The sequence below is a fragment of the Myxococcus llanfairpwllgwyngyllgogerychwyrndrobwllllantysiliogogogochensis genome, from assembly GCF_006636215.1.
Taxonomy (GTDB): Bacteria; Myxococcota; Myxococcia; order Myxococcales; family Myxococcaceae; genus Myxococcus; species Myxococcus llanfairpwllgwyngyllgogerychwyrndrobwllllantysiliogogogochensis.
Map to the genome: position 1 here is coordinate 46,788 of NZ_VIFM01000015.1, position 23,037 is coordinate 69,824.

General features: G+C 68.3%; 18 protein-coding genes. 10 read left to right on the forward strand and 8 right to left on the reverse strand.

Annotated elements, in window-relative coordinates:
- Nucleotides 1–158: 158 nt before the first annotated feature.
- Complete coding sequence (locus FJV41_RS05790) at nucleotides 159–977, reverse strand: hypothetical protein (RefSeq protein WP_141641403.1); 819 nt, start codon at nucleotides 975–977, stop codon at nucleotides 159–161.
- Nucleotides 978–1,261: 284 nt separating this feature from the next.
- Here FJV41_RS05790 and FJV41_RS05795 point away from each other — a divergent pair, with 284 nt between their 5' ends.
- The 4 genes from FJV41_RS05795 to FJV41_RS05810 all read left to right on the forward strand — a co-directional run bounded on the left by FJV41_RS05795 (nucleotide 1,262) and on the right by FJV41_RS05810 (nucleotide 8,570).
- Nucleotides 1,262–3,523, forward strand: a complete 2,262-nt coding sequence (locus FJV41_RS05795) for a family 2 encapsulin nanocompartment cargo protein terpene cyclase (RefSeq protein WP_141641404.1) — start codon at nucleotides 1,262–1,264, stop codon at nucleotides 3,521–3,523.
- 59 nt (nucleotides 3,524–3,582) lie between these two features.
- Entirely contained in the window at nucleotides 3,583–4,992 is a 1,410-nt protein-coding gene (locus FJV41_RS05800; protein WP_141641405.1) for a family 2B encapsulin nanocompartment shell protein, read from the forward strand.
- 15 nt (nucleotides 4,993–5,007) lie between these two features.
- Nucleotides 5,008–6,411: a family 2B encapsulin nanocompartment shell protein gene (locus tag FJV41_RS05805; protein WP_141641406.1), complete on the forward strand. Its 1,404-nt coding sequence runs from the start codon at nucleotides 5,008–5,010 to the stop codon at nucleotides 6,409–6,411.
- Between the two features lie 443 nt (nucleotides 6,412–6,854).
- The gene (locus FJV41_RS05810) at nucleotides 6,855–8,570 is read left to right on the forward strand and encodes an alpha/beta fold hydrolase (RefSeq protein WP_141641407.1); all 1,716 of its coding nucleotides are present in this window, start codon (nucleotides 6,855–6,857) and stop codon (nucleotides 8,568–8,570) included.
- 81 nt (nucleotides 8,571–8,651) lie between these two features.
- Here FJV41_RS05810 and FJV41_RS05815 read toward each other — a convergent pair whose 3' ends face one another.
- The 3 genes from FJV41_RS05815 to FJV41_RS52080 form a co-directional block, all read right to left on the reverse strand.
- Entirely contained in the window at nucleotides 8,652–9,536 is an 885-nt protein-coding gene (locus tag FJV41_RS05815; RefSeq protein ID WP_141641408.1) for an SRPBCC family protein, read from the reverse strand.
- Nucleotides 9,533–9,967, reverse strand: coding sequence for an ArsR/SmtB family transcription factor (locus FJV41_RS05820; protein WP_141641409.1), 435 nt, complete (start codon nucleotides 9,965–9,967; stop codon nucleotides 9,533–9,535). The genes FJV41_RS05815 and FJV41_RS05820 overlap by 4 nt, the downstream gene beginning before the upstream one ends.
- Nucleotides 9,968–10,103: 136 nt before the next feature.
- A complete protein-coding gene (locus FJV41_RS52080) occupies nucleotides 10,104–10,337 on the reverse strand; it encodes a hypothetical protein (protein WP_181790418.1) in 234 nt (77 codons plus the stop codon).
- Nucleotides 10,338–10,633: 296 nt separating this feature from the next.
- Here FJV41_RS52080 and FJV41_RS05830 point away from each other — a divergent pair, with 296 nt between their 5' ends.
- Entirely contained in the window at nucleotides 10,634–11,563 is a 930-nt protein-coding gene (locus FJV41_RS05830) for an FG-GAP repeat domain-containing protein (RefSeq protein ID WP_181790414.1), read from the forward strand.
- Nucleotides 11,564–11,706: 143 nt separating this feature from the next.
- Here the strand turns inward: FJV41_RS05830 and FJV41_RS05835 are convergent, their stop codons facing one another.
- The 3 genes from FJV41_RS05835 to FJV41_RS05840 are packed head-to-tail and all read right to left on the reverse strand — an operon-like array spanning nucleotide 11,707 to nucleotide 16,069.
- Entirely contained in the window at nucleotides 11,707–13,419 is a 1,713-nt protein-coding gene (locus tag FJV41_RS05835; RefSeq protein WP_141641411.1) for a sodium:solute symporter family protein, read from the reverse strand.
- Complete coding sequence (locus tag FJV41_RS52085; protein ID WP_174457688.1) at nucleotides 13,416–13,574, reverse strand: hypothetical protein; 159 nt, start codon at nucleotides 13,572–13,574, stop codon at nucleotides 13,416–13,418. The genes FJV41_RS05835 and FJV41_RS52085 overlap by 4 nt, the downstream gene beginning before the upstream one ends.
- 8 nt (nucleotides 13,575–13,582) lie before the next feature.
- Nucleotides 13,583–16,069 (reverse strand): PIG-L family deacetylase, encoded by a 2,487-nt coding sequence (locus tag FJV41_RS05840; RefSeq protein ID WP_141641412.1) that lies wholly within the window; start codon nucleotides 16,067–16,069, stop codon nucleotides 13,583–13,585.
- A gap of 144 nt (nucleotides 16,070–16,213) precedes the next feature.
- Here FJV41_RS05840 and bshC point away from each other — a divergent pair, with 144 nt between their 5' ends.
- Genes bshC through bshA form a run of 3 tightly spaced genes read left to right on the forward strand, consistent with a single transcriptional unit; the run spans nucleotide 16,214 to nucleotide 19,802 of the window.
- Nucleotides 16,214–17,839, forward strand: a complete 1,626-nt coding sequence (bshC, locus tag FJV41_RS05845; RefSeq protein WP_141641413.1) for a bacillithiol biosynthesis cysteine-adding enzyme BshC — start codon at nucleotides 16,214–16,216, stop codon at nucleotides 17,837–17,839.
- Nucleotides 17,836–18,642 (forward strand): bacillithiol biosynthesis deacetylase BshB1, encoded by an 807-nt coding sequence (gene bshB1 / locus FJV41_RS05850; protein ID WP_141641414.1) that lies wholly within the window; start codon nucleotides 17,836–17,838, stop codon nucleotides 18,640–18,642. The genes bshC and bshB1 overlap by 4 nt, the downstream gene beginning before the upstream one ends.
- On the forward strand, nucleotides 18,639–19,802 hold the full coding sequence (bshA, locus tag FJV41_RS05855; RefSeq protein ID WP_141641415.1) for an N-acetyl-alpha-D-glucosaminyl L-malate synthase BshA: 1,164 nt from the start codon (nucleotides 18,639–18,641) through the stop codon (nucleotides 19,800–19,802). Before bshB1 ends, bshA begins: the two co-directional genes overlap by 4 nt.
- 25 nt (nucleotides 19,803–19,827) lie before the next feature.
- Here bshA and FJV41_RS05860 read toward each other — a convergent pair whose 3' ends face one another.
- The gene (locus FJV41_RS05860) at nucleotides 19,828–20,673 is read right to left on the reverse strand and encodes a DUF2911 domain-containing protein (RefSeq protein ID WP_174457719.1); all 846 of its coding nucleotides are present in this window, start codon (nucleotides 20,671–20,673) and stop codon (nucleotides 19,828–19,830) included.
- Between the two features lie 170 nt (nucleotides 20,674–20,843).
- Here FJV41_RS05860 and FJV41_RS05865 point away from each other — a divergent pair, with 170 nt between their 5' ends.
- Together FJV41_RS05865 and FJV41_RS05870 are read left to right on the forward strand one after the other, a co-directional pair.
- Nucleotides 20,844–22,133 (forward strand): AAA family ATPase, encoded by a 1,290-nt coding sequence (locus FJV41_RS05865; protein WP_141641417.1) that lies wholly within the window; start codon nucleotides 20,844–20,846, stop codon nucleotides 22,131–22,133.
- A gap of 170 nt (nucleotides 22,134–22,303) precedes the next feature.
- On the forward strand, nucleotides 22,304–23,023 hold the full coding sequence (locus FJV41_RS05870; RefSeq protein WP_141641418.1) for a DUF1775 domain-containing protein: 720 nt from the start codon (nucleotides 22,304–22,306) through the stop codon (nucleotides 23,021–23,023).
- The last annotated feature ends 14 nt before the right edge of the window (nucleotides 23,024–23,037 follow it).

Below are 23,037 nucleotides of genomic sequence, written 5' to 3' on the forward strand. Positions count from 1 at the left end.
GACTCCGCGAAAGTCCGCCACGGCGGACATGGACCTACACGAGTCCAGCCCGCAATGCGGGTCCACTCGTCACTCGAAAGAGATTATCCGAGATTCGATGCGAGGAGTTGTGTGAGGCAGGAAGGCGGGTCGCCAAAGCAAGACGTCCCACGTTCCCTTCAGCGGTCCTTCTCCTCCAGGCGCACCTTCACGTCGGTGATGACCTTGAGTCGACGGGGCGGGTCTTCCTTCTCCGAGGACAGGTCTGCCTGGACGCGCATTTCCATCTCACTGCTTGCGGGCCAGAGTCTGTCCAAGCGGAAGACGGTCTCCCCCTTGGTCTGTGAGCGGATCATCATCCGCTCGGAGCTGTCCGAGCGCGTCTGGTATTCGGCCGGCACGGGCTGGTTCTTCGACGTCTGCTGGATGAGGAAGCGCGTCCCCGCCCGGCTTCCCTCCAATGAAAAGAGTTCGAAGCTGCCGGTGCCCTGCGTCCCCACGGGGCCGCTGCCATACAGCGGCTGATCCCACCGCGCGCCCAGGCCAATGGCTTCCTGGGGAAAGGGGTTGCCCACGAACTGGAGCGCCTTGGCCAGGTCTTGCAGCTCCCTGCGGCGCTGGGGCTCCAGGTGGGCGGGCAGCTTCAGGTCCAGGGTGTTGCCCCGCCATCCGGACAGGCCCGCACCGGTGAGGCCCGGGAGGAACGCCAGGCTCTTGCGGACTTCATCCACGTGCTGCTCGGACGTGCCGGGGTGGACGAGCAGGTCCACCGCGTCGAGCGTGAAGTCATAGCGCGTGTCCCCCTCCGGGGAGACCGACTGGACGTGGATGATGAAGGTCATCCGCGTGGAGGGCGCTGGCGGCGCGCGCCGCGTCGTGCCGCCCGTCTCCACCGTGACGGACGAGGCGTGGATGGCGGAGACGACCTGCTTCGACCCGGGTGCGGGCTTGAGAAGCAACTGCCTGCGCGGCTCACGGCCCTGCGTGACGAGGAGCATGGCCGTGACGCTAGCCCGGCCTCTTCGCCCGAGCCAAGCCGACGCGAGCGCAATAACAAGCAACAATTCCACGAACACTTCATTCCCCCGTCAACGACTGTCGTCCAATTTCTCTCCCTCCTTGAGAAAACGAGCCAATCATTATCACCCCACCGGGTGCGGACCCACCCTGCCTGGAGACTCAGAATTAACAGTGTTCCATCGATTTTATCTTTTGGTTGAGTAATCCGTGGATTCATCTTTTTGAACACTCTACAAGGCGCCCGTCACAACGAGGGGCACCCATGGCCAAGGCGCGAGACAAACATCCTTTTGTATTGCCAGAGTTCTATGTCCCCTGGCCCGCGCGCCTGAATCCAAACCTCGAAGCAGCCCGGGTGCACTCCAAGGCGTGGGCGCGCGAATTGGGAATCATCGGCGCGCCCAAGGACGGCAGCGCTCCGGAAATCTGGAGCGAGAAGAAGTTCGACGCGATGGACTACGCGCTCTTGTGCGCCTACACCCATCCGGAGGCGCCGAGCCCGGAGCTGGACCTCATCACGGACTGGTACGTCTGGGTCTTCTACTTCGACGACCACTTCCTCGAAATCTACAAGCGTCCGCAGGACCGCGAGGGCTCCAAGGCGTACCTGGACCGGCTTCCCCAGTTCATGCCGGTGGACCTGTCCACGCCCATGCCCAAGCCCACCAACCCGGTGGAGGCGGGCCTGGCGGACCTGTGGATGCGCACGGTGCCCTCCAAGTCGGTGGAGTGGCGCAAGCGCTTCTTCGAGAGCACCAAGGCGCTCCTGGACGAGTCCACGTGGGAGCTGGACAACATCAGTGAGCACCGGGTCTCCAACCCGATTGAGTACATCGAGATGCGCCGCAAGGTGGGCGGGGCGCCCTGGTCCGCGGACCTGGTGGAGCACGCTGTCTTCGCTGAAGTCCCGGACCGCATCGCCGCCAGCCGGGCCATGCTGGTGCTGAAGCACTCGTTCGCGGACGCGGTCCACCTGCGCAACGACTTGTTCTCCTACGAGCGGGAGATTCTGGAGGAAGGCGAGCTGTCCAACGGCGTGCTCGTCATGGAGCGCTTCCTGGACATCGACCCGCAGGCGGCGGCCAACCTGGTCAACGACGTGCTCACGTCGCGGCTCCAGCAGTTCGAGAACACGGCGGTGACGGAGCTGCCCTCGCTCTTCGCGGAGCACGGCCTCAACCCGGTGGAGCAGGCCAACGTCCTCGTCTACATCCGAGGGCTCCAGGACTGGCAGTCCGGTGGCCACGAGTGGCACCTGCGCTCCAGCCGCTACATGAAGCCCGTCTCGGGCCCCGGCGCCGAGCTGAACCTCCCCTTCCCGGGCCTGGGCACGTCCGCGCTGCGCATCCCCCTGTCGCCCGGCGCGCTGGGCCTCAAGCGCTTCAAGAGCTTTGCCCACGTGCCCTATCAGCCGGTGGGCCACCTGGTGCCTCCGAAGTTCTACATGCCGTACACCACGGGGCTCAGCCCCCACCTGGACGGCTCGCGCAAGGACTCCAAGGCGTGGGCACGGCGCATGGGCATGCTGGACGCGCTGCCCGGTCTGCCCGGCGTGTACATCTGGGATGACCACAAGTTCGACGTCGCGGACGTGGCGCTGTGCGGCGCGCTCATCCATCCGGACGCCTCCGTCGCCGAGCTGAATCTGACCGCGGGCTGGCTCGTCTGGGGCACCTACGCGGACGACTACTTCCCGGCCTTCTACGGCTACACCAAGGACATGGCCGGGGCGAAGCTCTTCAACGCCCGGCTGACGGCGTTCATGCCGGACGACCCGGCCACCAGCACGGCGGTCGCGACGAACCCGGTGGAGCGGGGCCTCGCCGACCTGTGGGCGCGCACCGCGGCCAACCTGACGCCCAACGCGCGCAACCTGTTCCGCAAGGCCATCCAGGACATGACGGAGAGCTGGCTGTGGGAGCTGGCCAATCAGATACAGAACCGCGTCCCGGACCCGGTCGACTATGTGGAGATGCGCCGCAAGACGTTCGGCTCGGACCTGACCATGAGCCTGTCGCGGCTGGCCCACGGCGACGCGATTCCGGCGGAAATCTTCCACACCCGACCCATCCGCTCGCTGGAGAACTCGGCGGCCGACTACGCCTGCCTCACCAACGACGTCTTCTCCTATCAGAAGGAGATTGAGTACGAGGGCGAGCTGAACAACGGCGTCCTCGTCGTCCAGCGCTTCCTGGACCTGGCGCCCACCCAGGCAGTGGAGGTCGTCAATGACTTGATGACCGCGCGGATGGAGCAGTTCCAGCACACCGTCGCCACCGAGCTGCCGTCGCTCATCCTCAACTTCAAGCTGGACGCGCGGGCGCAGGAGAAGCTCAACCTGTACGTCGTGAAGCTCCAGAACTGGATGGCCGGCGTGCTCATCTGGCACCAGACGGTGGACCGGTACAAGGAGTTCGAGCTGAAGGGCAGCCGCAAGCCCATGCCTCACGTGCACGGCCCCACGGGGCTGGGCACCTCCGCGGCCCGAATCGCCTCGATGTTCAGCGCCCTCCGCCAGTCCTGACTCATTCGTAATCCCAACCTTTTCCCAGTCTCCCCACCTCTGAAAGACAAGGTGCCCTCATGGCGAACTCGATGAAGCCCGGCAACGAAGCAGAGAACCAGCTGTTGAGCCTCGGGACGGCGGCGGCGCGGCAGCTCGCGACGACGACCAAGTCCGTTCCGCAGATGCAGGGCATCTCCTCCCGGTGGCTGCTCAAGCTGCTGCCGTGGGTGCAGGTGTCCGGTGGCGTGTACCGCGTCAACCGCCGCATGACGTACGCGGTGGGCGACGGCCGCGTGACGTTCACCACGGCCGGCGCCAAGGTCCAGGTCATCCCCCAGGAGCTGTGTGAGCTGCCCCTGCTGCGCGGGTTCGACGACGTGGAAGTGCTGCAGGCCCTGGCCAACCGCTTCGAGCAGAAGGAGTTCAAGGCGGGCGAGGTCATCACCGCCAAGGGCCAGGAGGCGGACTCCATCTGCCTCATCGCCCACGGCAAGGTGAACCAGATTGGCGCCGGCAAGTACGGCGACGAGACGGTGATTGGCGTGCTCGCCGACGGCGACCACTACAGCTTCCAGGCGCTGCTGGAGTCGCAGGACTTCTGGACCTTCACGGCGAAGGCCGTCACGGCGTGCACCGTGCTGATGCTCCAGCAGTCCGCGTTCGAGGCGGTGGTCGCCCAGGCGCCCTCGCTCCAGAAGCACATCGAGCAGTTCAAGGCGCGCTCGAAGAAGAAGCAGGACACGTCGGGCCAGGCCGCCATCGAGCTGGCCGCGGGCCACACGGGCGAGCCGGTGCTGCCGGGCACGTACGTGGACTACGAGACGTCGCCGCGCGAGTACGAGCTGAGCGTCGCGCAGACGGTGCTCCAGATTCACAGCCGCGTCGCGGACCTCTTCAACGAGCCGATGAACCAGACGGAGCAGCAGCTGCGTCTGACGGTGGAGGCCCTGAAGGAGCGCAAGGAGCACGAGCTCATCAACAACCGCGACTTCGGCCTGCTGCACAACGCCGACCTGAAGCAGCGCATCCACACCCGCTCCGGCCCTCCGACGCCGGACGACATGGACGAGCTGCTCTCCACCGTGTGGAAGGACCCGTCCTTCTTCCTGGCGCACCCGCGCGCCATCGCCGCCTTCGGCCAGGAGTGCAACCGCCGGGGCATCTACCCCACGAGCGTGGAGCTCAACGGCAACATGGTGCCCGCCTGGCGCGGCATCCCCATCTTCCCGTGCAACAAGATTCCCGTCTCCGACTCCCGCACCAGCTCCATCCTGCTGATGCGCGCGGGTGAGAAGAACCAGGGCGTCGTCGGTCTGCACCAGGCCGGCATCCCGGACGAAATCGAGCCCAGCCTCTCTGTCCGCTTCATGGGCATCAACGAGAAGGCCATCATCAACTACCTGGTCAGCGCGTACTTCTCCGCCGCCGTCCTCATCCCGGACGCGCTGGGCATCCTGGAGAGCGTCGAGATTGGCCGCTCGGAGTAACGAAAGCCCGACGCCATGACGAACCCAAACAATCCAGGCGGCGGAATGGACTCGCAGTTGACGAGCTTGAGCACGGCGGGTGCTCGGCAGCTCGCGACGACGACCAAGACCGTACCGCAGATGCAGGGCATCACCCCCCGGTGGCTGTTGCGCATGCTGCCGTGGGTGGAGGTGACGGGCGGCACGTACCGCGTCAACCGTCGCCTGAGCTACTCGGTGGGAGACGACCGGCTCAACTTCGGCAACGTGGGCGCCCGGGTGGAAGTGCCCGCCCAGGAGCTGCACAAGCTGCCGCTGCTGCGCGGCTTCGAGGGTGACAGCGCGGTGTTCCAGGCCCTGGCGAGCCGCTTCGTCCAGAAGGAGTACAAGGCCGGCGAGTCCATCGTCGAGGCGGGGACTCCCGCCGAGCACGTGTTCCTGTTGGCCCACGGCAAGGCGAAGAAGCTGGGCAAGGGCAAGTACGGGGACGAGCTGGTGCTGGACGTGCTCGCGGACGGCGACCACTTCGGTGACCAGGCGGTGGTGGAGTCGAACGACCAGTGGAGCTTCAGCGTCAAGGCGACCACGGCCTGCACGGTGCTGGCGCTGCCGCAGCAGGTGTTCGAGGACCTCATCAAGCAGTCCCCTGCCCTGCAGGCACACGTCGCGCGGTACAAGGAGCGCCTGAAGAAGCCCCAGGACAAGATGGGGCAGGCGGCGATTCCGATGGCCGCGGGTCACTCCGGTGAGCCGTCACTGCACGGCGGCTACGTGGACTACGAGCTGGCTCCGCGCGAGTACGAGCTGAGCGTGGCGCAGACGGTGCTCCGCGTGCACACCCGTGTCGCGGACCTGTTCAACGGGCCGATGAACCAGACGGAGCAGCAGCTCCGGCTGACGATTGAGGCGCTGAAGGAGCGGCAGGAGCACGAGCTCATCAACAACCGTGACTTCGGTCTGCTCCACAACGCGGACCTGAAGCAGCGCATCCACACGCGCTCCGGCCCTCCGACGCCGGACGACATGGACGAGCTGCTCAGCCGGCGCCGCAAGTCACGTTTCTTCCTGGCGCACCCGCGCACCATCGCCGCGTTTGGCCGGGAGTGCACCCGTCGCGGGCTGTACCCGACGGTGGTGGACGTGCAGGGCACCAAGGCGATGGCGTGGCGCGGCGTTCCCATCCTGCCGTGCGACAAGATTCCCATCACCGAGCAGCGCACCAGCTCCATCATCGTGATGCGCACCGGTGAGTCGGACCAGGGCGTCATCGGCCTGCACCGCACGGGGCTCCAGGACGAAGTCGAGCCGGGCCTGTCCGTGCGCCGCATGGACATCAGCGAGAAGGCCATCTCGTCCTATCTCGTCAGCACGTACTTCTCCGCGGCGCTCCTGATTCCGGATGCGCTCGGAGTGCTCGAGAACGTCGAGCTGGGCGGCTGAGGTTTCGCCACGGGAGCGGGCTCGCAGGTGGAGCCCGCTCTCGGCAACACGGGGCGTGTCCGGAGTGTCCCGGGATGGGTCCAGGCAGACCAGGAGCCGGCCTGTCCCGAGTCATGGCTGTCCATTCCGGGCTGACGTGTCACGCGGCTTCGCTGACGTGTCCGTGACGCGTCCGTTTTGACTGTCTTCGATTGTTGGCGTGAGGAACATCGCTCCGCCCTGCTCTTGGACAAGTCCATCCCTGTCACGGGTCCAGCGCTTGCAGATCACCGCCCCGCGTGCGGCGTGGCCCTGGCTCGCCGCCGCAGGGAGAGTGACTCCATGACGCAGCCCCACTTCATTCCGCTTCACACCGCCACGCACGCGCTGGCGCGCTCCGTGACGCGGCTTTGCCGTCGCCATCATCCCGAGGACCTTCGCGCTCCCACCCCGGAGGCGACGCGATGAGCCCCGCACATGGCCCACGTGGAGTCCTCCTCGCCGCGCTCCTGCTCGTGGGCACGACGGCCTCGGCGCAGGTGACCTTCGACTGTCAGACGATTCAAGAGCGCGCTCCCGCCACCGGCCTCGGCGCCAATCCGAAGGCCGTGGCCTCCGTGCCGCTCGCCAGACAGCAACAGGGCTACGTCCGCGTGGGCGGCGGGTGCGAGGTGTCGCGCTTCGGCTACGACTCCGCGCACGCCGAGGTCATGGTGCAGAACGCTCCCGACGGGGACTTCGGCTGGCGGTGCAAGGGCGCCGACCCCGCGCTCGTCATCAATCCCGCGTGGGCCAAGGCCTCCGTCACCTTCTGCAAGGCCAGCGCGCCCAACGTCAGCAGCCTGCGCTTGCAGTGCAAGACGCTCAGCTCGAAGACGGGCCCCTCGCGCAACCCGCTCGCGGAGGTGTCCCTCACCCCCCAGCTCGCCACCGAGGGTTATGTCGTCGTCTCCGGCGGCTGTGACTCCTCCCACGCGCTGAACGGCTCCATCCACGCGGAGAACGTCGTCGTCTCCAAGCCCACGGCGAACGGCAAGGGCTGGCGCTGTCAGGCCGCGGACCCGCCGAACCATCCACAGGACGCCACCGTCACCGCGTCACTCGTCGCGTGTCAGCTCGCGGTGGACCCCGCGCAGGCGGCCCTCCTCATCCCGAAGCCCGCGCTGCGCTGCGCGGTGAGCCATGGCGTGAAGACCACGGGCATGGCCTATCCCCGCGCCCTCGCCGCCGCCACGGGCAAGGTCATCAGTGGTGGCTGCGACCTCTCCTATGCCGGCAATGGCTCCGTGCATGCACAGTTCATGGTGCAGCACGGTCCCCAGGCGGACGGCGCCTGGTCCTGCTGGGGCGCGGACCCGCCGCTCATCAGCAACCCGGGCAGCGCACAGGCCAGCGTGCTGAGCTGCGGCATCACCACCGTCCCCGCCACCACACCGCTTCCCGCGCCAACGCCGACTCCCTCGCCCACTCCGACGGCGCGCAAGAATCCGGTCGTCATCGTCGGCGGCACCCTGGCGAGCGAAATCCTGTACTGGACGCTGGAGAGCCGGTTGGACAGGGATGGCTACCAGCGCTTCTTCTTCGAGCTGCCCAGCGGCGGCTTGATTGACCTGCATGAGAGCGCGCGACAGCTCAAGTTCAAGGTGGCGGACGTGCTGCTCCAGACGGGCGCGAGCAAGGTCCATTTGATTGGCCACAGCCAGGGTGGCGCGGTGGCCCGCGCGTACGTGCGTGACTTCGGCAATGCGTCGGTGGAGAGCATCATCAGCCTGGGCACGCCCCACAAGGGCACCGACGACGACCCGCTGCTCGCCCTGGTGGCGCGCCTGTTGTTCAACTGCACCGGCACCGCGGCGGACCCGCTGCCCTGCAAGCAGATGAAGGCGGGCTCGGCGTTCATCGCGGAGATCAACACGCGCCCACCGAACGACCCCGTCTACTACACCAACATCAACACCCTGCATGACGTGTTCACCAAGGCGAACTCGAACGGGAAGATGGACAACTGTGACCGGACGAGCCCGTCGGGCGAGGCGCTGCAGTGCAACGTGACGGTGCAGGACTTCTGCAAGGACAACCTCGTCGAGCACGTCGGACTCGCGTCGAACGGAGTGGTCTACAGCGGCATCCGACAGGCGCTGGAGCATCGGAAGATAGCGCTCAACTGCACGGAGCTCTGAGGCTCGCCGTCGTAATTCCATCCGCCGCCCGCCCGTGGGAGGTGCCCGCGCGCGGGCGGCGTTCGAGGTTCGCCGACGGACTCAGCTCGCGTCGGTGGCCACCTTGCCGAGGTGGCGCAGGAACCCGGCCCAGCCCTGCTGGTAGTCGCTGCGGTCGACCGGCAGCTCGAAGCGGTCGTGGATGACGGTGACGCGCGTGTGGCGCCCTTCCGCGAGGGGCTCCAGCAGCCACGTCACGCGCGTCATCGGCTTGTCCGGCTCACCCCGCCAGTCGGTCCAATCGGTGACCAGGCGCTCGTTCTCGACCTTCTCGAGGATGCGGGTGGGGCCGCCCGCCACGGACCTGCCCTCGCAGGTGTAGTTCCATCCGTAGGAAATCTCACCGCGCTCCGCGTCGACGCGGGCGGCGCCAAAGAGCCAGCGGTTCATCAGCTCGGGGACGAGCAGGGCGCGGTACACCTTCGCGGGCGGCGCGGCGATTTCAATCGATGCGCGCACCTCGGGGGCATTGCTGCTGAAGTCGGGCAGCGTGAGCTGGATGCCCTCGCGAAGGTGGTCCTTGAGGTTCCCGGTGTGGATGCGCCACAGGTCGTCAATCACGTGACGCGGCTGGCGAAACGGCAGCTGCCCTCGCACGGCGTGGCGAATCACCAGTGAACACGCGTCCGGGCCCTCTCCTGACTGGAGCGTATAGTTCACCTCGGTCGGGACGCCTTGAATCGTCCAGCTGAACCTGAGTTCGCGGCCGGGCTCGAGCGCCGTCAGGACCTGGTCGCGGCCAGGCTCGCGGGGCGCGCCGAGGGTGGCCTTGCCCCAGAAGCGGTAGGCCCCACCGACGCGCGGCTCGACCTCGGCGTGCTCGGCGAACCAGTGACGCAGCTCGGCCGGGTCGGTCAGTGCGCGGTAGACCCGCTCGGGTGGAGCCGGCAGCTTGAAGGTGAACTCGTGCTCGAACGACGGGCTCATCGGGGTCTCCTCTTCAGGGAACGTGGGGCGCGACGCACCGGGACCTGGGGTGGGCCTGGAGCGTCGTCGTCGGGCATCGACTCGATGAATTGCTTCAGGTCATGGAGCCGCGCGGGCCAGAACACGCGGTAGTCATCGAGCCAATCGCTGATGAGCCGCAGGCGCAGCGGCTCCAGCGTGTAGACGCGCTCGCGTCCCCGGCGCTCCTCGCGGACCATCTCCGCCTGGCGCAGCACGCGCAGGTGGCGCGACACCGCGGGCCGGGTCATCGCGAAGCCCGTGGCGAGGCTCCCCGCGGTCGCTTCGGAGCCTCGGAGCCGGGCCAGCAGCGCCCGCCGGGTGCTGTCGGCGAGCGCGAAGAACACCGCGTCGAGCGTCGAGGACGGCCCCGAAGACGTGGGCAGGTGGGCGTGGGCGGAGCGAGGACTCATATGTCAACGACTCGTTACATATCAGCGCACGCGAAATCGCGGCAAGCAGATTCGAAACGAAGACGTTACGCGTCGTTCGTTCCCCCAAGCGGGGCCACTCGCGGGCGGCGTTCAAGAGTCGTGGACGGCCCCTGCGTCAGGGAAGACAGGTCGTCGTCAGGAGCTTGAGGGGAGCACTTCCGTCCTGGCTCACCATCAGCTCGAGTCTGTCATCGGCGTTGAATTTCCCCGCGACGAGCCCCATGGGCATCGCCTCCAGGACGACGTCTTGCCTCTCCGCGAGCGAGCCATCGCCCAGCCCCATCAACAGGCTGACCCTGTTCGCGGCCGGAATCGTCGCGGCGACATCCAGCTGTGACGTCGGCGCCATGCAAGGTGTGCAAGGGAGTACTCAGTGCCGACACATTTCACGGCGGTAACGCAACCGCGAGGAGTTCCCCCGGCGATGGCGACTGACGCATTGAGACACTCCAAACCACAACGGCGGGTATGTGCATGTATTGGCTTCGCGTCGGGGGCATGGGACAAGATGCGCGCCATGACTTCACCCAGCGTGCATCCCGCGCAGCGCATCGCCGACCACGCCGGCGGCGCTCAGCATCACCGAGGCCGTGGCCGTGTAGTCACGCCGTTTCCGAAGAGCAGTCACCCGTGGGGGAGCTGAACATGAAGAAGACCGTGCTGACGTTGTGTCTTGCTGGAGGTGTCCTGGGCTGTGGCGCGCCGGAGGGAACGCTCGACGAAGGCGTCGCGCCGGAGGGCACCCAGTCCCAGGCCATCCTCGGCGATGTCGTGAGCTTCAATGGCGACCCGAACTCCGACCTGCTGTGGAGGAACCAGGCCACGGGCAACATGCTCACCTGGCTCATGGCCGGCCCCTCCCTGGCCGCCACGGCGGTGATGCCCGCCGTGTCGCCGTCGCTCGTGGTTCAGGCCGCCTCCGATTTCGGCGGACCGACGTCGGACCCGGACCTCGTCTTCCACACGCCCGCGTCGGCCGGCACGGCCATCCGTTTCCTCAACAGCTCCTTCAGTGTGCTCGGCATGGCGCCCATCTCGGGCGTCCTCCCGTCGTCGAGCTGGTACGTCGCCGCGTCCGGGGACTTCAACATGGACGGGCAGACGGACCTGGTGCTGCACAACCGCTCCACGGGGCAGTTCTTCTACCAGTACATGTCCGGGCCCACGCCCATCGGCATCTCAACGCCGCTTCCTCGCGCGCTCCCCTGGTACATCGTGGGCGCGGCGGACTTCGACGGAGATGGGAGGACGGACCTGCTCTGGCGCCACCGCACCTCGGGCCAGAATGACATCTGGCGAATGAACAATACCGCCATCATCGGCTCCTTTCCCCTGCCCGTCATGTCCCTGGCCTTCTATGTCGGCGCCACCGCGGACTACACGCGCGATGGAATCCCAGACATCGCCTGGCACAACCCGAGCTCGGGGCAGGTCGTCATCTGGCGGATGGCGGGGATGAGCCTGGGCACGTCCATGACCGTGGGCAGCATGGGCTCGGGCTGCCCACCGTGGTTCTCACAGGTCACCCCGCCCCCCTCGTCGGGAACCTGCATGTACCTCGTGGGTCCTCGCTAGCCCGGGCGTCGGCGCGCAGGGGCCTCGCTCGGACGTCCCGCGCGAGGCGCCTCCACCCGTTGGGCCCCACTCCGGGCCTCGTCGACGACGCCGGAGAGGTCATCGCTCCAGGGCGGGCCCCTCATGGGGCCCAAGCCCGCGCCCTACACCTCCGCGGCCGGCGCGACCTGCGGCTCGCGAGGCATGACGACCTGGAGCGCCAGGCTCAACGCGACGACGAGCACACAGCCGATGACGTTGAACCAGAGGTAGCCGATGTCGCTGAGCATGAAGAGGCCAATCACCGTGGCCTGGGAGATGACGGCCGCGGTGAAGACCGCGTGTCCCCGCACGTGCTTGAGGAAGAAGGCGACCAGGAAGATGCCCAGCACCGTGCCGTAGAAGATGGAGCCGAGGATGTTCACCGCCTGGATGAGGTTGTCGAGCAGCGACGCGAAGCTCGCGAAGCCCACGGCCACCAGTCCCCAGAACACGGTGAACAGCTTGGAGGCGATGAGGACGTGCCGGTCCGACGCCTCCGGGCGGAACACGCGCCGGTAGAAGTCCACCGTCGTGGTGGCCCCCAGCGCGTTCAGCTCACTGGCGATGGAGCTCATGGCCGCTGACAGGATGACGGCGATGAGCAGCCCGAACAGCCCGCTGGGCAGCCAGCGCTTCACGAAGCTGATGAAGATGTAGTCGGAGTCCTTGGTCTCCGCACCGGGCAGCGCGCGCGACACCAGGGCCTTGGCCTCCTTGCGAACCGCGCTGGCCTCGCCCGAGGAGGCGCGCAGGGCCTCCCGGACCCCCGCCTGTGTGGCGGCATCACCCGCGTCACCCGCCGCGAGGTAGCGCTCCACCTCCGCGCGCTTGCTGGACTGCACCTGCTCCCACTTCGCCTCCAGCGCCGCGTACTCTCCCGCCTGCGTCGTCGCGCGCATGCGCTCGCCCAGCGTGTCGTTGAAGAGCAGGGGCGGCGTGCTGAACTGGTAGAAGACGAAGACGAGGATGCCGACGAAGAGGATGAGGAACTGCATCGGCAGCTTGAGGACGCCGTTGAACAGCAGTCCCAGCCGGCTCTCGGAGATGGAGCGCCCCGTCAGGTAGCGGCCCACCTGCGACTGGTCCGTACCGAAGTACGACAGCGCCAGGAAGAAGCCACCGGTGATGCCGGACCAGAAGTTGTAGCGGTCCTGCACGTTGAAGTCGAAGCTCACCACGTTCATCCGACCAAACGCGCCCGCGACGTCCACGGCGTCGCCGAACGACACGTGCTTGGGCAGCCGCCAGAGGATGACCAGCGCGGCCACCACCATGCCGCCCATCATCACCACCATCTGCTGCTTCTGCGTCTGGCTGACGGCGCTGGAGCCGCCCGTCACCGTGTAGAGGATGACCAGCGCGCCCATCGCGACGACGGTGGGCTCCAGCGGCCAGCCGAGGATGGTGGAGAGGATGATGGCCGGGGCATAGATGGTGATGCCCGCTGCGAGGCCCCGCTGCACCAGGAACAGGAAGGCACCCAACAGGCGCGTCTTCAAGTCGAAGCGGGACTCCAGGTACTGGTACGCGGTGATGACGTTCAGCCGGTAGTAGATGGGAACGAAGACCGCGCTGATGAGAATCATCGCGAACGGCAGTCCGAAGTAGAACTGCACGAAGCGCATGCCGTCTTCGTACGCTTGGCCCGGAACGGAGAGGAAGGTGATGGCGCTGGCCTGCGTGGCCATCACCGCGAGGCCAATCGTGGGCCACTTCAGCTCGCGCGCACCGCGCAGGTAGTCCTCGGTGTTCTTCGCGCCCCGGGACTTCCACATCCCCCAGATGACGATGAACGCAATCGTTCCGCCAAGCACCACCCAATCAAGCAAGGTCACGAGTACACCCAGGTGAGCAGCGACGACAGCGCGAGGAACAGGACGAAGGCGCCGAACACCAGCAGATAGACGTTGCGCCACGAGCCCAGGAGCGGCGGCGCGTCATCCAGCTCCGGCCTCTTTTCGGGCGGTGTCTGGGAGGGAGACGGATTCACGGGAGTGCTCATTGCGCGAGGACGTTCGCCAGGAGGCGGTAGGCGCCGGGGACTCCGGCGGGGAGCTGACGGAAGAAGGCCAGGCCCGTGTAGACGAACACCCCCTTGCCATGACGGGTGACGAGCAGCGAGCCGCGCAGGGGCGCTTCGCCCGCGTCGTTCAGCTCGAACACCGGGCGGTAGTGGTCATCCCACTTCGACGCGAAGTAGAGGCCGCGCTCCTGCACCCAGCCGTCAAAGTCCGCGGCAGTGAGCCGGTTGGGTGCGCGCAACAGCGGCTCGTCCTTGGACACGGGAGTCATCACCGCCGTCTCGTCCGTCACGCGCTCGCGGCCAAGCTCCAGCGGGTACGGCCCGACGAAGGCGGCCAGCGGGCCCACGCGACTGTTGGTGTTGTACTGCACCACCAGTCGCCCGCCCTGCTTCACGTAGTCGAGCAGCCGCTCACGGTGCACGGCGAGGCGGGGGTTCGCGTTGAACGCGCGCACACCGACGAGGATGGCGTCGAAGCGCTCCAGCTTCTCGGAAGCCAGCCGCTCCTCGGGGAGCACCGTCACCTCGTACCCCACCGCCGCCAGGCTCTCCGCCACGCGGTCTCCCGGCCCGGGGATGTAGCCCAGGCGCTTCACCTTCGTCGCGAGCGCGAAGGGAATCAGCGTCGCCTCGGAGGGCTGGCGGACCGCCAGGGGCGGCAGGTGCTCGTGGGCGACGTTGCGCACGCGCCATGACTCCGCGCGGCCTCCAGTGTCCACGACGACGCGCAGGCGCGCCTTCTCGGTGGCGCCCTTGGGCGGCGTCACCCGGAACTGGACCGTGCGCTCGTCACCGCGCGCGGCGAGCTGGAACGCGTGCTCCACCGGCTCCGAGCGCCAGCCCTGGGGCAGCTCCAGGCGCACCTTTCCCGAGGCCTCCGCGCGCCCCGCGCCCAGCACCACGGAGATGGCCTGCGCCGCGCCGTTGGGGAACATCACGCGGTCGCGCTCCAGCGTCGCGGTGACGGCGGGCACCACCTCGAACGCGCGGTACAGCTCGCCACGCACCGGGTCCGTCCACACGTGCACCACCGGCCGCGTCACGGTGATGCGTCTGCCGCCGACCTCGTAAACGAAGGTCACCGCCAACGCGGGGCCGCCCTCGGGCAACCCCGTCAGCGCGCGGGCCGAGTCCTCGAGCGTGAAGAGTCCTCCAGAGATGGGCTTGCGCAGCCAGTACGGCGTGGTGATGGCCGCGTCCTCCGGCAGCGTCACCTTCTTCTCCAGCTTGAAGGGCGTGTGCTCCGCGAGCGCCGCATTCACGGGCACGCTCTCTCCGCCCGGCAGCGTCACGCTCACCAGTCGAAGCGCGGCGGGCGAGCGGTTCAGCGCGAACACGTTCAGCGTCACCGGAGCGCCCGGCACACCGGCGGCCTCCGGAGCGCGTGCCTCCAGGAACAACCCCGCGCACGCGGCGATGAGCGCTTCCGTCTCGCGCAGCTTGAGCGCCTTCCACGGATGGTCATCAGGCAGCGCGGACAATGCCTCATGCACGCGCAAGAGCGCGGGTACGGTGCGGGAGGGAGCACGCGCATCGAAGCCCTTCACCGCGTCATCCACCGCGCGGGCCACGGCCTCCGTGCCCTTCCACCGGCGCCAGGACAGGTCCAGGCCCTCGAACACGTCCGCCTTCGGGCGCGTGCCGTCGAGCGGCGTGAAGTACTCCAGCAGCGGACCGCGCTCGGCCGGGACACCGAAGCCCTGGCTCTTGTGCTGGCTGCGGCTCTCCGCGGAGATTTCTCCCCAGGAGCGACCGAGCAGCGCGTCGTACCCGCCCACGTCCACCTTGAGATAGCCGGACATGTCCGCGTCGGGCTTGAGGCTCCACGTCGAGACGTTGTTCAGCAGCCGGTCCGCCTTCCACGGCTTCACGAGGTCCAGTTGCTCGGGGAAGCGCTTGGGGTCGGCGGCGGCGGTGAAGGCCTCGGCGGCGAGCAGCGCGGACGCGGTGTGGTGTCCGTGGTTGGGCGGCTTCGTGTTGAAGCGCGTGACGATGAGGTCCGGCTGGAAGCGACGGATGGCGAGCACCACGTCGGCCAGCACCGCGTCGTGTCCCCAGATGCGCAGCGCCTCGTCGGCGGACTTCGTGTAGCCGAAGTCCCTCGCGCGGGTGAAGTACTGCTCGGCGCCGTCCACGCGGCGCGCGGCCAGCAGCTCGTACGTGCGGATGAGCCCAAGCAGTTCGTCCTGCTCGGTGCCGATGAGGTTCTGTCCGCCGTCGCCACGCGTGAGCGACAGGTAGCCCGCGCGCAGTCCGCGTTCACCGACCAGCCAGGCGAGAAAGCGCGTGTTCTCGTCGTCCGGGTGGGCCGCGACGTAGAGCACGCTGCCCGTCACACCGAGCCGTCGGAGTCCCGCGGCGATTTCCCCCGCGTGGGGTTGCCGAGGTGCCTGGGCGAAGGCCGAAGTCCCAATTCCAAGACTCATGGCCAGCGTCATGCCAAAGAAGAGCAGGGTTCGCATCCGCGGCGGACCCTACAACAAGGTCTCCACCCACGCGCGCCTGACCTTCATCACCATGACGCGTCCAGCCACGGCCTCACATCGCGTGCGCGTCACGGTCCTTCTCCGTGCCGGCAAGGGAATGACCTGTTATCACCGCGCACCGTGACGCCTTCCTTTCCCACCGCGTGGCTCAAGGGAGACCCACGCGCGCTCGCCTTCCTGCCCGACCGCTTCCGCCACCGCGCCGCGCGCGCGGAGGCCGCGGCCGCATCCGCCTTGCGCCCCATGTCGTCGGCCCTGCTCGACGTCGTGGTCGCCCAGAACGCACGCCTCGCGCCGAGCCCCGCGCGCGAGCGTCATCTGGAGGAGCTTGCCCGCCCCGGCACCATCGCCGTGGTGACGGGCCAGCAGATGGGGTTGTTCCTCGGCCCGCTCTTCACGCTCTACAAGGCCGCCGCCGCAATCACGGCCGCGCGCGCGCTTCGGGAAGAAACCGGGCGGCCCTGTGTTCCCGTCTTCTGGCTTCAAACCGAGGACCACGACCTGCCGGAAGTGGACCACTGCTTCATCGCGAGCCCCCGGGGCTCCGCGAAGCGCGTGGCGTTGGACGTGCCCGAGGCCGCCGCCTCGCGTGCGCCCGTCGCCCACCGCAAGCTCGGCGCGAGTGTCACCCAGGCCCTCGAGGCGCTGCGCGGAGAGCTGGGAGCAGAGCCCCAGGCCTCCGAGCACCTGGAGCTGCTCGCGCGCGCCTACCAGCCCGACGCGACACTCGCGGAGGCGTTCACCCAGGTGCTCGCCGCACTCTTCGCGGACGAGGGCCTGGTCTTCATCGACCCGAGGGACGCGCGCCTCGCGCCCTTCGCCGCGCCCATCCACCGGTTCGCGATTCAGGACGCCTCTGCCATCTCCACCGCGCTCTCGCGTCGCGTGGAAGCGCTGACGCAGGCGGGCTTCTCCGAGCAGGTCCACATCCGGCCCGGCTCGCCGCTCGGCTTCTATTCACCTGATGGCATCGAGGGCGCGCGCTACCGGTTGGACCCCGCGGGCGCTGACACCTGGAGCCTGGTGGGCCATCCGCGTGGCGCCACCGTGACGACGGGGGAGCTGCTGGACTGGCTGGAGCGAGAGCCGCTGCGCTTCACCACCTCCGCGCTCTTGCGGCCGCTCCTCCAGGACACGTGGCTGCCCACGGCGGCCTATGTCGGTGGCCCCGGTGAGGTCTCCTACTTCGCGCAGCTCTCACCGCTCTACGAGCACGCGGGACTGCCCATGCCGCTCGTGGTGCCGCGCGCCCGCTTCCGAGTGCTGGACGACCGCGCCCGCAGACTTCTCCACAAGTTGGGCCTCACGCCGGACGAGGTGGGCGAGCCCCGCGACGCGCTGCTGACGAGGCTCGCCACGCGCGACGCCTCGGAGCCCTACGAGCCCGCGGGCACGCTGGAGGCGCGGCTCTTCGGTGCCTTCTCCTCGGAGCTGGACCGACTGGGCGAGTCGATGCTCAAGCTGGACCCTCAGCTGCTCGACGCGCTCAAGCGCACGCGGGGCACCGTGCGTGCCGCCGTGTCCCGCCTCGCGGCCCGCTATGGCCGGGCGCTCGCGCTGCGCGACGAGGTCACCACCGAGCGCGTGGACCGGCTGCGCGCCATGCTCGTCCCGGACGGGGCACCTCAGGAGCGCATCCACGGCATGGCCTACTACGCCTGTCGCTTCGGCTCCCGGGCCTTCACCCGCCAGGTGCTCGACGCGTGTGTCCCCTTCTCCGGTGACCTGCGGGACCTGATGCCATGAGCACGAGCGGCGCGACGTATGGGCTGGAGGCCCTCGCCTTCGGTCCGCATCCCGATGACGTGGAGCTGTTCTGCGGCGGGTTGATGGCGAAGCTTTCGAGCCTGGGCCACCGCACCGGCATCATCGATTTGTCTCGCGGCGAGAAGAGCTCTCGCGGGACGCTGGAGAGCCGGGCCGCGGAGACGGAGGCCGCCTCGCGCGTGCTGGGCCTGTCCGTGCGGGAGAACCTGGGCCTTCCCGATGGCTGGCTCAGCCCGTGGGCTGGCTTCGAGGCCCCTGAGTCCGAGCGCATCCGCGAGTCCGCCGTGGCCCGCGTGGTGGAAGCGCTGCGGCGCCTGCGGCCGGAGCTGGTCATCGTCCCCTGGGAGGAGGAGCGCCACCCGGACCACGAGGCCGCCAGCGCGCTGGTGACTCGCGCGCTGTTCTTCGCCGGCGTGCGCAAGTTCGAGACCGAGCCGCCCGGCGCCCCATTCACCCCTCGGCAGGTGCTCTACTACCCCCTGCGCCACCTGGCGGAGCCGAGCTTCGTCGTGGACGTGTCCGCCGTCTATGAGAGCAAGACAGCGGCCGTGCGCTGCTACGCGAGTCAGGTGGAGCCCCGCCCTGACGCGCCCGCCACGCTGGTGGGCTCGCCGCTGTCGCTCTCCTCGCTGGAGGCGCGGGACAGGTTCTATGGCGCCCAGGTGGGTGTCGCCCACGGCGAGCCGTATGTCGTCCGGGAGACGTTGGGGCTCATCGACCCGGTGGAACACTTCCGCCGGAATAGCTTCGAGAAGCCCCTGTTCTTCCCTCACCGCCGATGAGTCCTCCCCTCTCTATCGCCATCACCTGCTTTTCGACCTTCGGGGGCAGCGGCATGGTCGCCACCGGCATCGGCCTGGGCATGGCCGAGCGAGGTCACCGCGTCCACTTCATCGCCCGGGAGCCGCCCGCGCGGCTGGACAGCCTGCCCCGGGGCGTGACGTTCCACGAGGTGACGGAGAGCGACTACCCCGCGCTCCAGCGCTCCGGCACGTACCCCATCGCGCTGGCCTCCAAGATGATTGAGGTGGCCAACACGGAGCGGCTGGACGTGCTGCACGTCCACTACGCGGTGCCGCACGCCACGGCGGCGTGGATGGCGCGCGAGGTGCTGGGAGAGCGGGCGCCGCGCATCGTCACCACCCTGCACGGGACTGACACCACGCTGGTGGGCGTGCACCCCAGCTACCTGCCGATGACGCGCTTCTCCATCCTGCGCAGCGACGCGGTGACGACGCCGTCAGCCTTCCTCCGCGACGCGACGTGGAGCGGCTTCGGGCTGCCGGAGAGCTTCCCCATCGAGGTCATCGCCAACTTCGTGGACACGGAGCGCTATGCCCCCGCGCGGGAGCGCGCGCACCTGCGAGCCCTCTTCCCGGACCTGGGCGAGCATGAGCCCGTCCTCATCCACGTCTCCAACTTCCGTCCCGTCAAGCGCATCACCGACGTGGTGGCCGTCTTCGCGGAGGTCCACCGTCAGTTGCCTTGTCGGTTGGTGATGGTGGGTGACGGACCGGAGCGCGCCCCGGCGGAGCGGATGCTGCGCGAGTTGGGCCTCGCCCATCGCGTGGCCTTCCCGGGCAAGCAGGACCGCTTCATGGAAGTGCTCGCCGCGTCGGACGTCTTCCTGCTCCCCAGCGAACAGGAGAGCTTCGGCCTCGCCGCGCTGGAGGCGCTCAGCTGCGGCGTCCCCGTGGTGGCGAGCGACGTTGGAGGAATTCCAGAAGTCGTGCGCCATGGCGACACGGGGCTCCTGGCTCCTCTGGGCGATGTGCGCGCCATGGCGGGCCACGTGCTCGGCCTGTTGCGTGACGCGGCGCGCTGGAAGGAGTTCTCCATCCGAGCGCGTGCCGACGTCGTCGAGCGCTTCAGGATGAAGCCGGCCATCGACCGGTATGAGGCGCTCTACCGCCGGCTCGTGAGCGGAGCCCCCCGACGCTGAAGGGGCCCCACTCGCGCCGGGACGACTACTTGTTCTTCCAGTCCGCCAGGGCCTTGGAGACCTGGTTCTTGTAGAAGAAGTTCGGGTCCTTCTCGCCCAGGTCCCACGAAATCTGGGCGGCCTTGCGGGCCTCCGCGAACTTGCCGCTGCGCGCGAGGATGTCCGCGCGAATCCACTGGTTGTACCAGTTGGAGTCGAGGGCCACGGACGCGTCCGCGAGCTTCAGCGCCGCGACGTAGTCCTTGGTGGAGTCCGCCACGTAGCGCGCCGCCTGGGCCTGCTCGCTCGCGCTCGTCTGCCCCGCCTTCTCGATGTTGGCCTTGGCCAGCGTGGCCGTGTCCACCTTGATGGGGACGGAGACGCGCAGCTTCTCCCACTCGAGGTCCAGCGAGGTGCTGTCCTCGGTGGTGTTGCTGAAGACGTACGTCAGCCGCTCACGGCTGGGAATGGCCGCCGTCGTCGCGGCGACGGTGGCCACGTCGTTGGCGGGCGAGTACTGCGCCGCCGAGGAGAACAGCCCCAGCTCCTTGTTCAGCATCACCTTCCAGCCCTTCTGCGAGGGCAGGGTGACGATGGAGTAGGTGCCGGCGGGGACGGCCTTGCCGCCGAACGTCACGTCGTGGCTGAAGGTGATTTTCGTGGCCGAGTTGGCACCCGAGCGCCAGGGCTTGTCCCAGGGAACGAGGTCACCCCAGACCTTCCGGCCCTTCACACCCGGGCTGGAATAGTCGATGGAAACCGAGGTGACACCCACGTCCTGCGCCACCTTGGCGGAGGGGCTGGGAGCGGGCAGCTCGAGTTGGGCGGAGGCGGGCGCGGCGACCAACACCACGAGCGCGGAGAGCAGACATCCGAGGGCAACGTTCTTCATCGTCCTCACATCATCCTTTCTGAACAGAACCTGAGGGGTGCGAAGGCGGGCGGAGTGTATAGACGAGCCCCCCGCTCACCAAACGATTCGGGCGAGCCACCAGACACTCCAGTGACCGAGGTATTCCCGTCGTACCCCGGGAAGACGAAGCTGCCGGGCGAGGACTCCGCATGAAGCTGACCCGGCTCACCGTCCACCACTTCCGGAGCGTGGCCCCCGGCACCGAGCTGACGCCCGGCCCGGCACTCAACCTGGTGCTCGGCGAGAATGGGACCGGGCGGACGACGCTGCTGGAGCTGATCTCCATCGTCCTCGCCTCCGACTTCGCCAGCCTCATCCATGAGCGCTTCGCGCTGGAGTACGAGCTCGCCTTCCCCGGCATGAAGCTGCACGTGTACGCGCGCAACGACACGCGCGTGCCCGAGCGCACGGAGCCCACCGCGCGGCAGGGCGCGGGGCTGTTGCCCTTGCGCACGCCCACCACCGACTCCGGGCTCCAGCCACTCATCGAGGTGGAGCTGCTCCTGTCCTCGCCCTCGGCGCGGCTGGTGATGCGCGCGGACGCGGAGGGCATCGACTGCAAGGTGGACGGCGCGCCCGCGTGGACGCGCACCATGCACTGGTCGCTCCTGGACCGCTCGGTATGGACGCTGCTGTTCATGACGGCGCAGTACATCGACGCGGGCATGAAGGAGCGTCTCAAGGAGCTGTTGAGGCGGACGTTCCTGCTGGCGCCGCAGCGCTTCGATGAAGCGCTCGGGATGTTCGAGCGCCTGGGCACCATCCGCTACGCCATGGAGGCGCGCGACGGAGAGGTGTTTCCGCTGGGCTTGATGGCCCTGCCCGGCTGGATGCCCGGGTGGTTGAAGGAGCGCGTGGAGCAGGAGCCTCTCCTCGATGCCCTGGAGCTGCGCCACGACGCGCTGGAGCGCTCCTTCCTCTCGCGCTTCGTGAGCCTGGCGGGCCTGGAGTCCGGACGGCTGCGCGTGGAGGTGCTGGAGAAGCGCTCCTTCGACAACGGAGGGCGTGTGGGGTTCGGCGGCTTCGCGTTCCACTTCGTCCGACGCGACGGGCGCGAGCTGCCGCAGGCGGAGCTGGGCTTCGGCCAGAAGCGGCTGCTGTCGCTCTTGTACTACCTGGACGTCAACGAGGACTTCGCCATCCTGGACGAGCCCGCCAATGGCTTGCACCCGCGCTGGGTGGAGGCGGGCCTGCGCGAGCTGGGAGGACGGCAGGTGTTCCTCGCCACGCAGAGCCCGCTGCCGCTGGAGCATCCCGTGTTCGCCTCCGAGGAGGAGCTGCGCGCGGCGCTCATCCACTGCGCACCGGTGCTGCACGAGGGCCGCGAGCACATGGGCTGGGCACACCCGACGCGACAGCTCGCCGCGAAGCTCTTCGACGCCCACCGCAGCGGCGCGCGGCCCCTGGGGGCCCTGCTGAGGGAACACGCCGTGTGGTGAACGATGGGGTGCGGCGAATTGTCGCGGCCCACCCTCCGGCTTCCGGATGATTGTCTGGCGCAAGTGATGGGCCTGCCCTGTCGTGCTGCGGCAAATGGCCGCATCGGTGCGCTCGAAGCGGTCTGCTACGCCGAGGTGCTGGCGCAGTCATTCCCTCCTGGAGGCCCCGCTTGAAGCCCTCTCTCAAGACGTTGCTCGCATTCTCGAGCCTGCTGGTCGGCACCGCCGCCCACGCCCACATCGCCGTCTCCGGCACCGGCCCCGCAATCGCTGGCACGTCCTACGAGGCGCAGTTCACCGTGGGGCACGGGTGCAGCGGCGCGGACACCTACCGCATCAAGGTCGCCATCCCCGCGGGCGTCACCTCCGTGCGGCCCCTGGACTCCACCTTCGGCAAGGCCGTGGTGGAGAAGGACGCGAACAACAACGTGACGTCCGTCACGTGGACGCGGGGCTCCACGGCCGAGGTGCTTCCCGCCGACACGCATGCGCACCGGCTGGTGCTGCGCGCCCGCATGCCGGATGCGCCCTTCACCACCGTGTACTTCCCCACCACGCAGACGTGCCGGGATGCCCAGGGCGCCGAGACGACTGTGGAGTGGGTGGGCACGTCGGGGGGGCATGACCACGGGGGTGACGCCGGCACCACGCCGCAGGCGGAGCCCGCGCCCTCGCTCTTCGTCTACCCCAAGCGCACGCCGGGCTGGAACAAGTACACCGTGGAGGAGCACGTGCACGACTTCACGGTGTTCAGCGATGCGCAGATTGTCTGGGCAGGCAATCGCGCGTTCAGCCCCAACCCCGTGACGAAGGGCCTCATCGAGTCCGACACGGACACGGACGAACTGACGGAGATTCATCCGGGCACGGAAATCTGGGTCAAGTACTGAGGCGGGAGGACACA

What these genes read in the sequence shown, in the direction of transcription:
- FJV41_RS05790 (WP_141641403.1), bottom strand. Translation starts at nt 977, where the DNA reads ATGCTCCTCGTCACGCAGGGCCGTGAGCCGCGCAGGCAGTTGCTTCTC.
- FJV41_RS05795 (WP_141641404.1), top strand. Translation starts at nt 1,262, where the DNA reads ATGGCCAAGGCGCGAGACAAACATCCTTTTGTATTGCCAGAGTTCTAT.
- FJV41_RS05800 (WP_141641405.1), top strand. Translation starts at nt 3,583, where the DNA reads ATGGCGAACTCGATGAAGCCCGGCAACGAAGCAGAGAACCAGCTGTTG.
- FJV41_RS05805 (WP_141641406.1), top strand. Translation starts at nt 5,008, where the DNA reads ATGACGAACCCAAACAATCCAGGCGGCGGAATGGACTCGCAGTTGACG.
- FJV41_RS05810 (WP_141641407.1), top strand. Translation starts at nt 6,855, where the DNA reads ATGAGCCCCGCACATGGCCCACGTGGAGTCCTCCTCGCCGCGCTCCTG.
- FJV41_RS05815 (WP_141641408.1), bottom strand. Translation starts at nt 9,536, where the DNA reads ATGAGCCCGTCGTTCGAGCACGAGTTCACCTTCAAGCTGCCGGCTCCA.
- FJV41_RS05820 (WP_141641409.1), bottom strand. Translation starts at nt 9,967, where the DNA reads ATGAGTCCTCGCTCCGCCCACGCCCACCTGCCCACGTCTTCGGGGCCG.
- FJV41_RS52080 (WP_181790418.1), bottom strand. Translation starts at nt 10,337, where the DNA reads ATGGCGCCGACGTCACAGCTGGATGTCGCCGCGACGATTCCGGCCGCG.
- FJV41_RS05830 (WP_181790414.1), top strand. Translation starts at nt 10,634, where the DNA reads ATGAAGAAGACCGTGCTGACGTTGTGTCTTGCTGGAGGTGTCCTGGGC.
- FJV41_RS05840 (WP_141641412.1), bottom strand. Translation starts at nt 16,069, where the DNA reads ATGCGAACCCTGCTCTTCTTTGGCATGACGCTGGCCATGAGTCTTGGA.
- bshB1 (WP_141641414.1), top strand. Translation starts at nt 17,836, where the DNA reads ATGAGCACGAGCGGCGCGACGTATGGGCTGGAGGCCCTCGCCTTCGGT.
- bshA (WP_141641415.1), top strand. Translation starts at nt 18,639, where the DNA reads ATGAGTCCTCCCCTCTCTATCGCCATCACCTGCTTTTCGACCTTCGGG.
- FJV41_RS05860 (WP_174457719.1), bottom strand. Translation starts at nt 20,673, where the DNA reads ATGAAGAACGTTGCCCTCGGATGTCTGCTCTCCGCGCTCGTGGTGTTG.
- FJV41_RS05865 (WP_141641417.1), top strand. Translation starts at nt 20,844, where the DNA reads ATGAAGCTGACCCGGCTCACCGTCCACCACTTCCGGAGCGTGGCCCCC.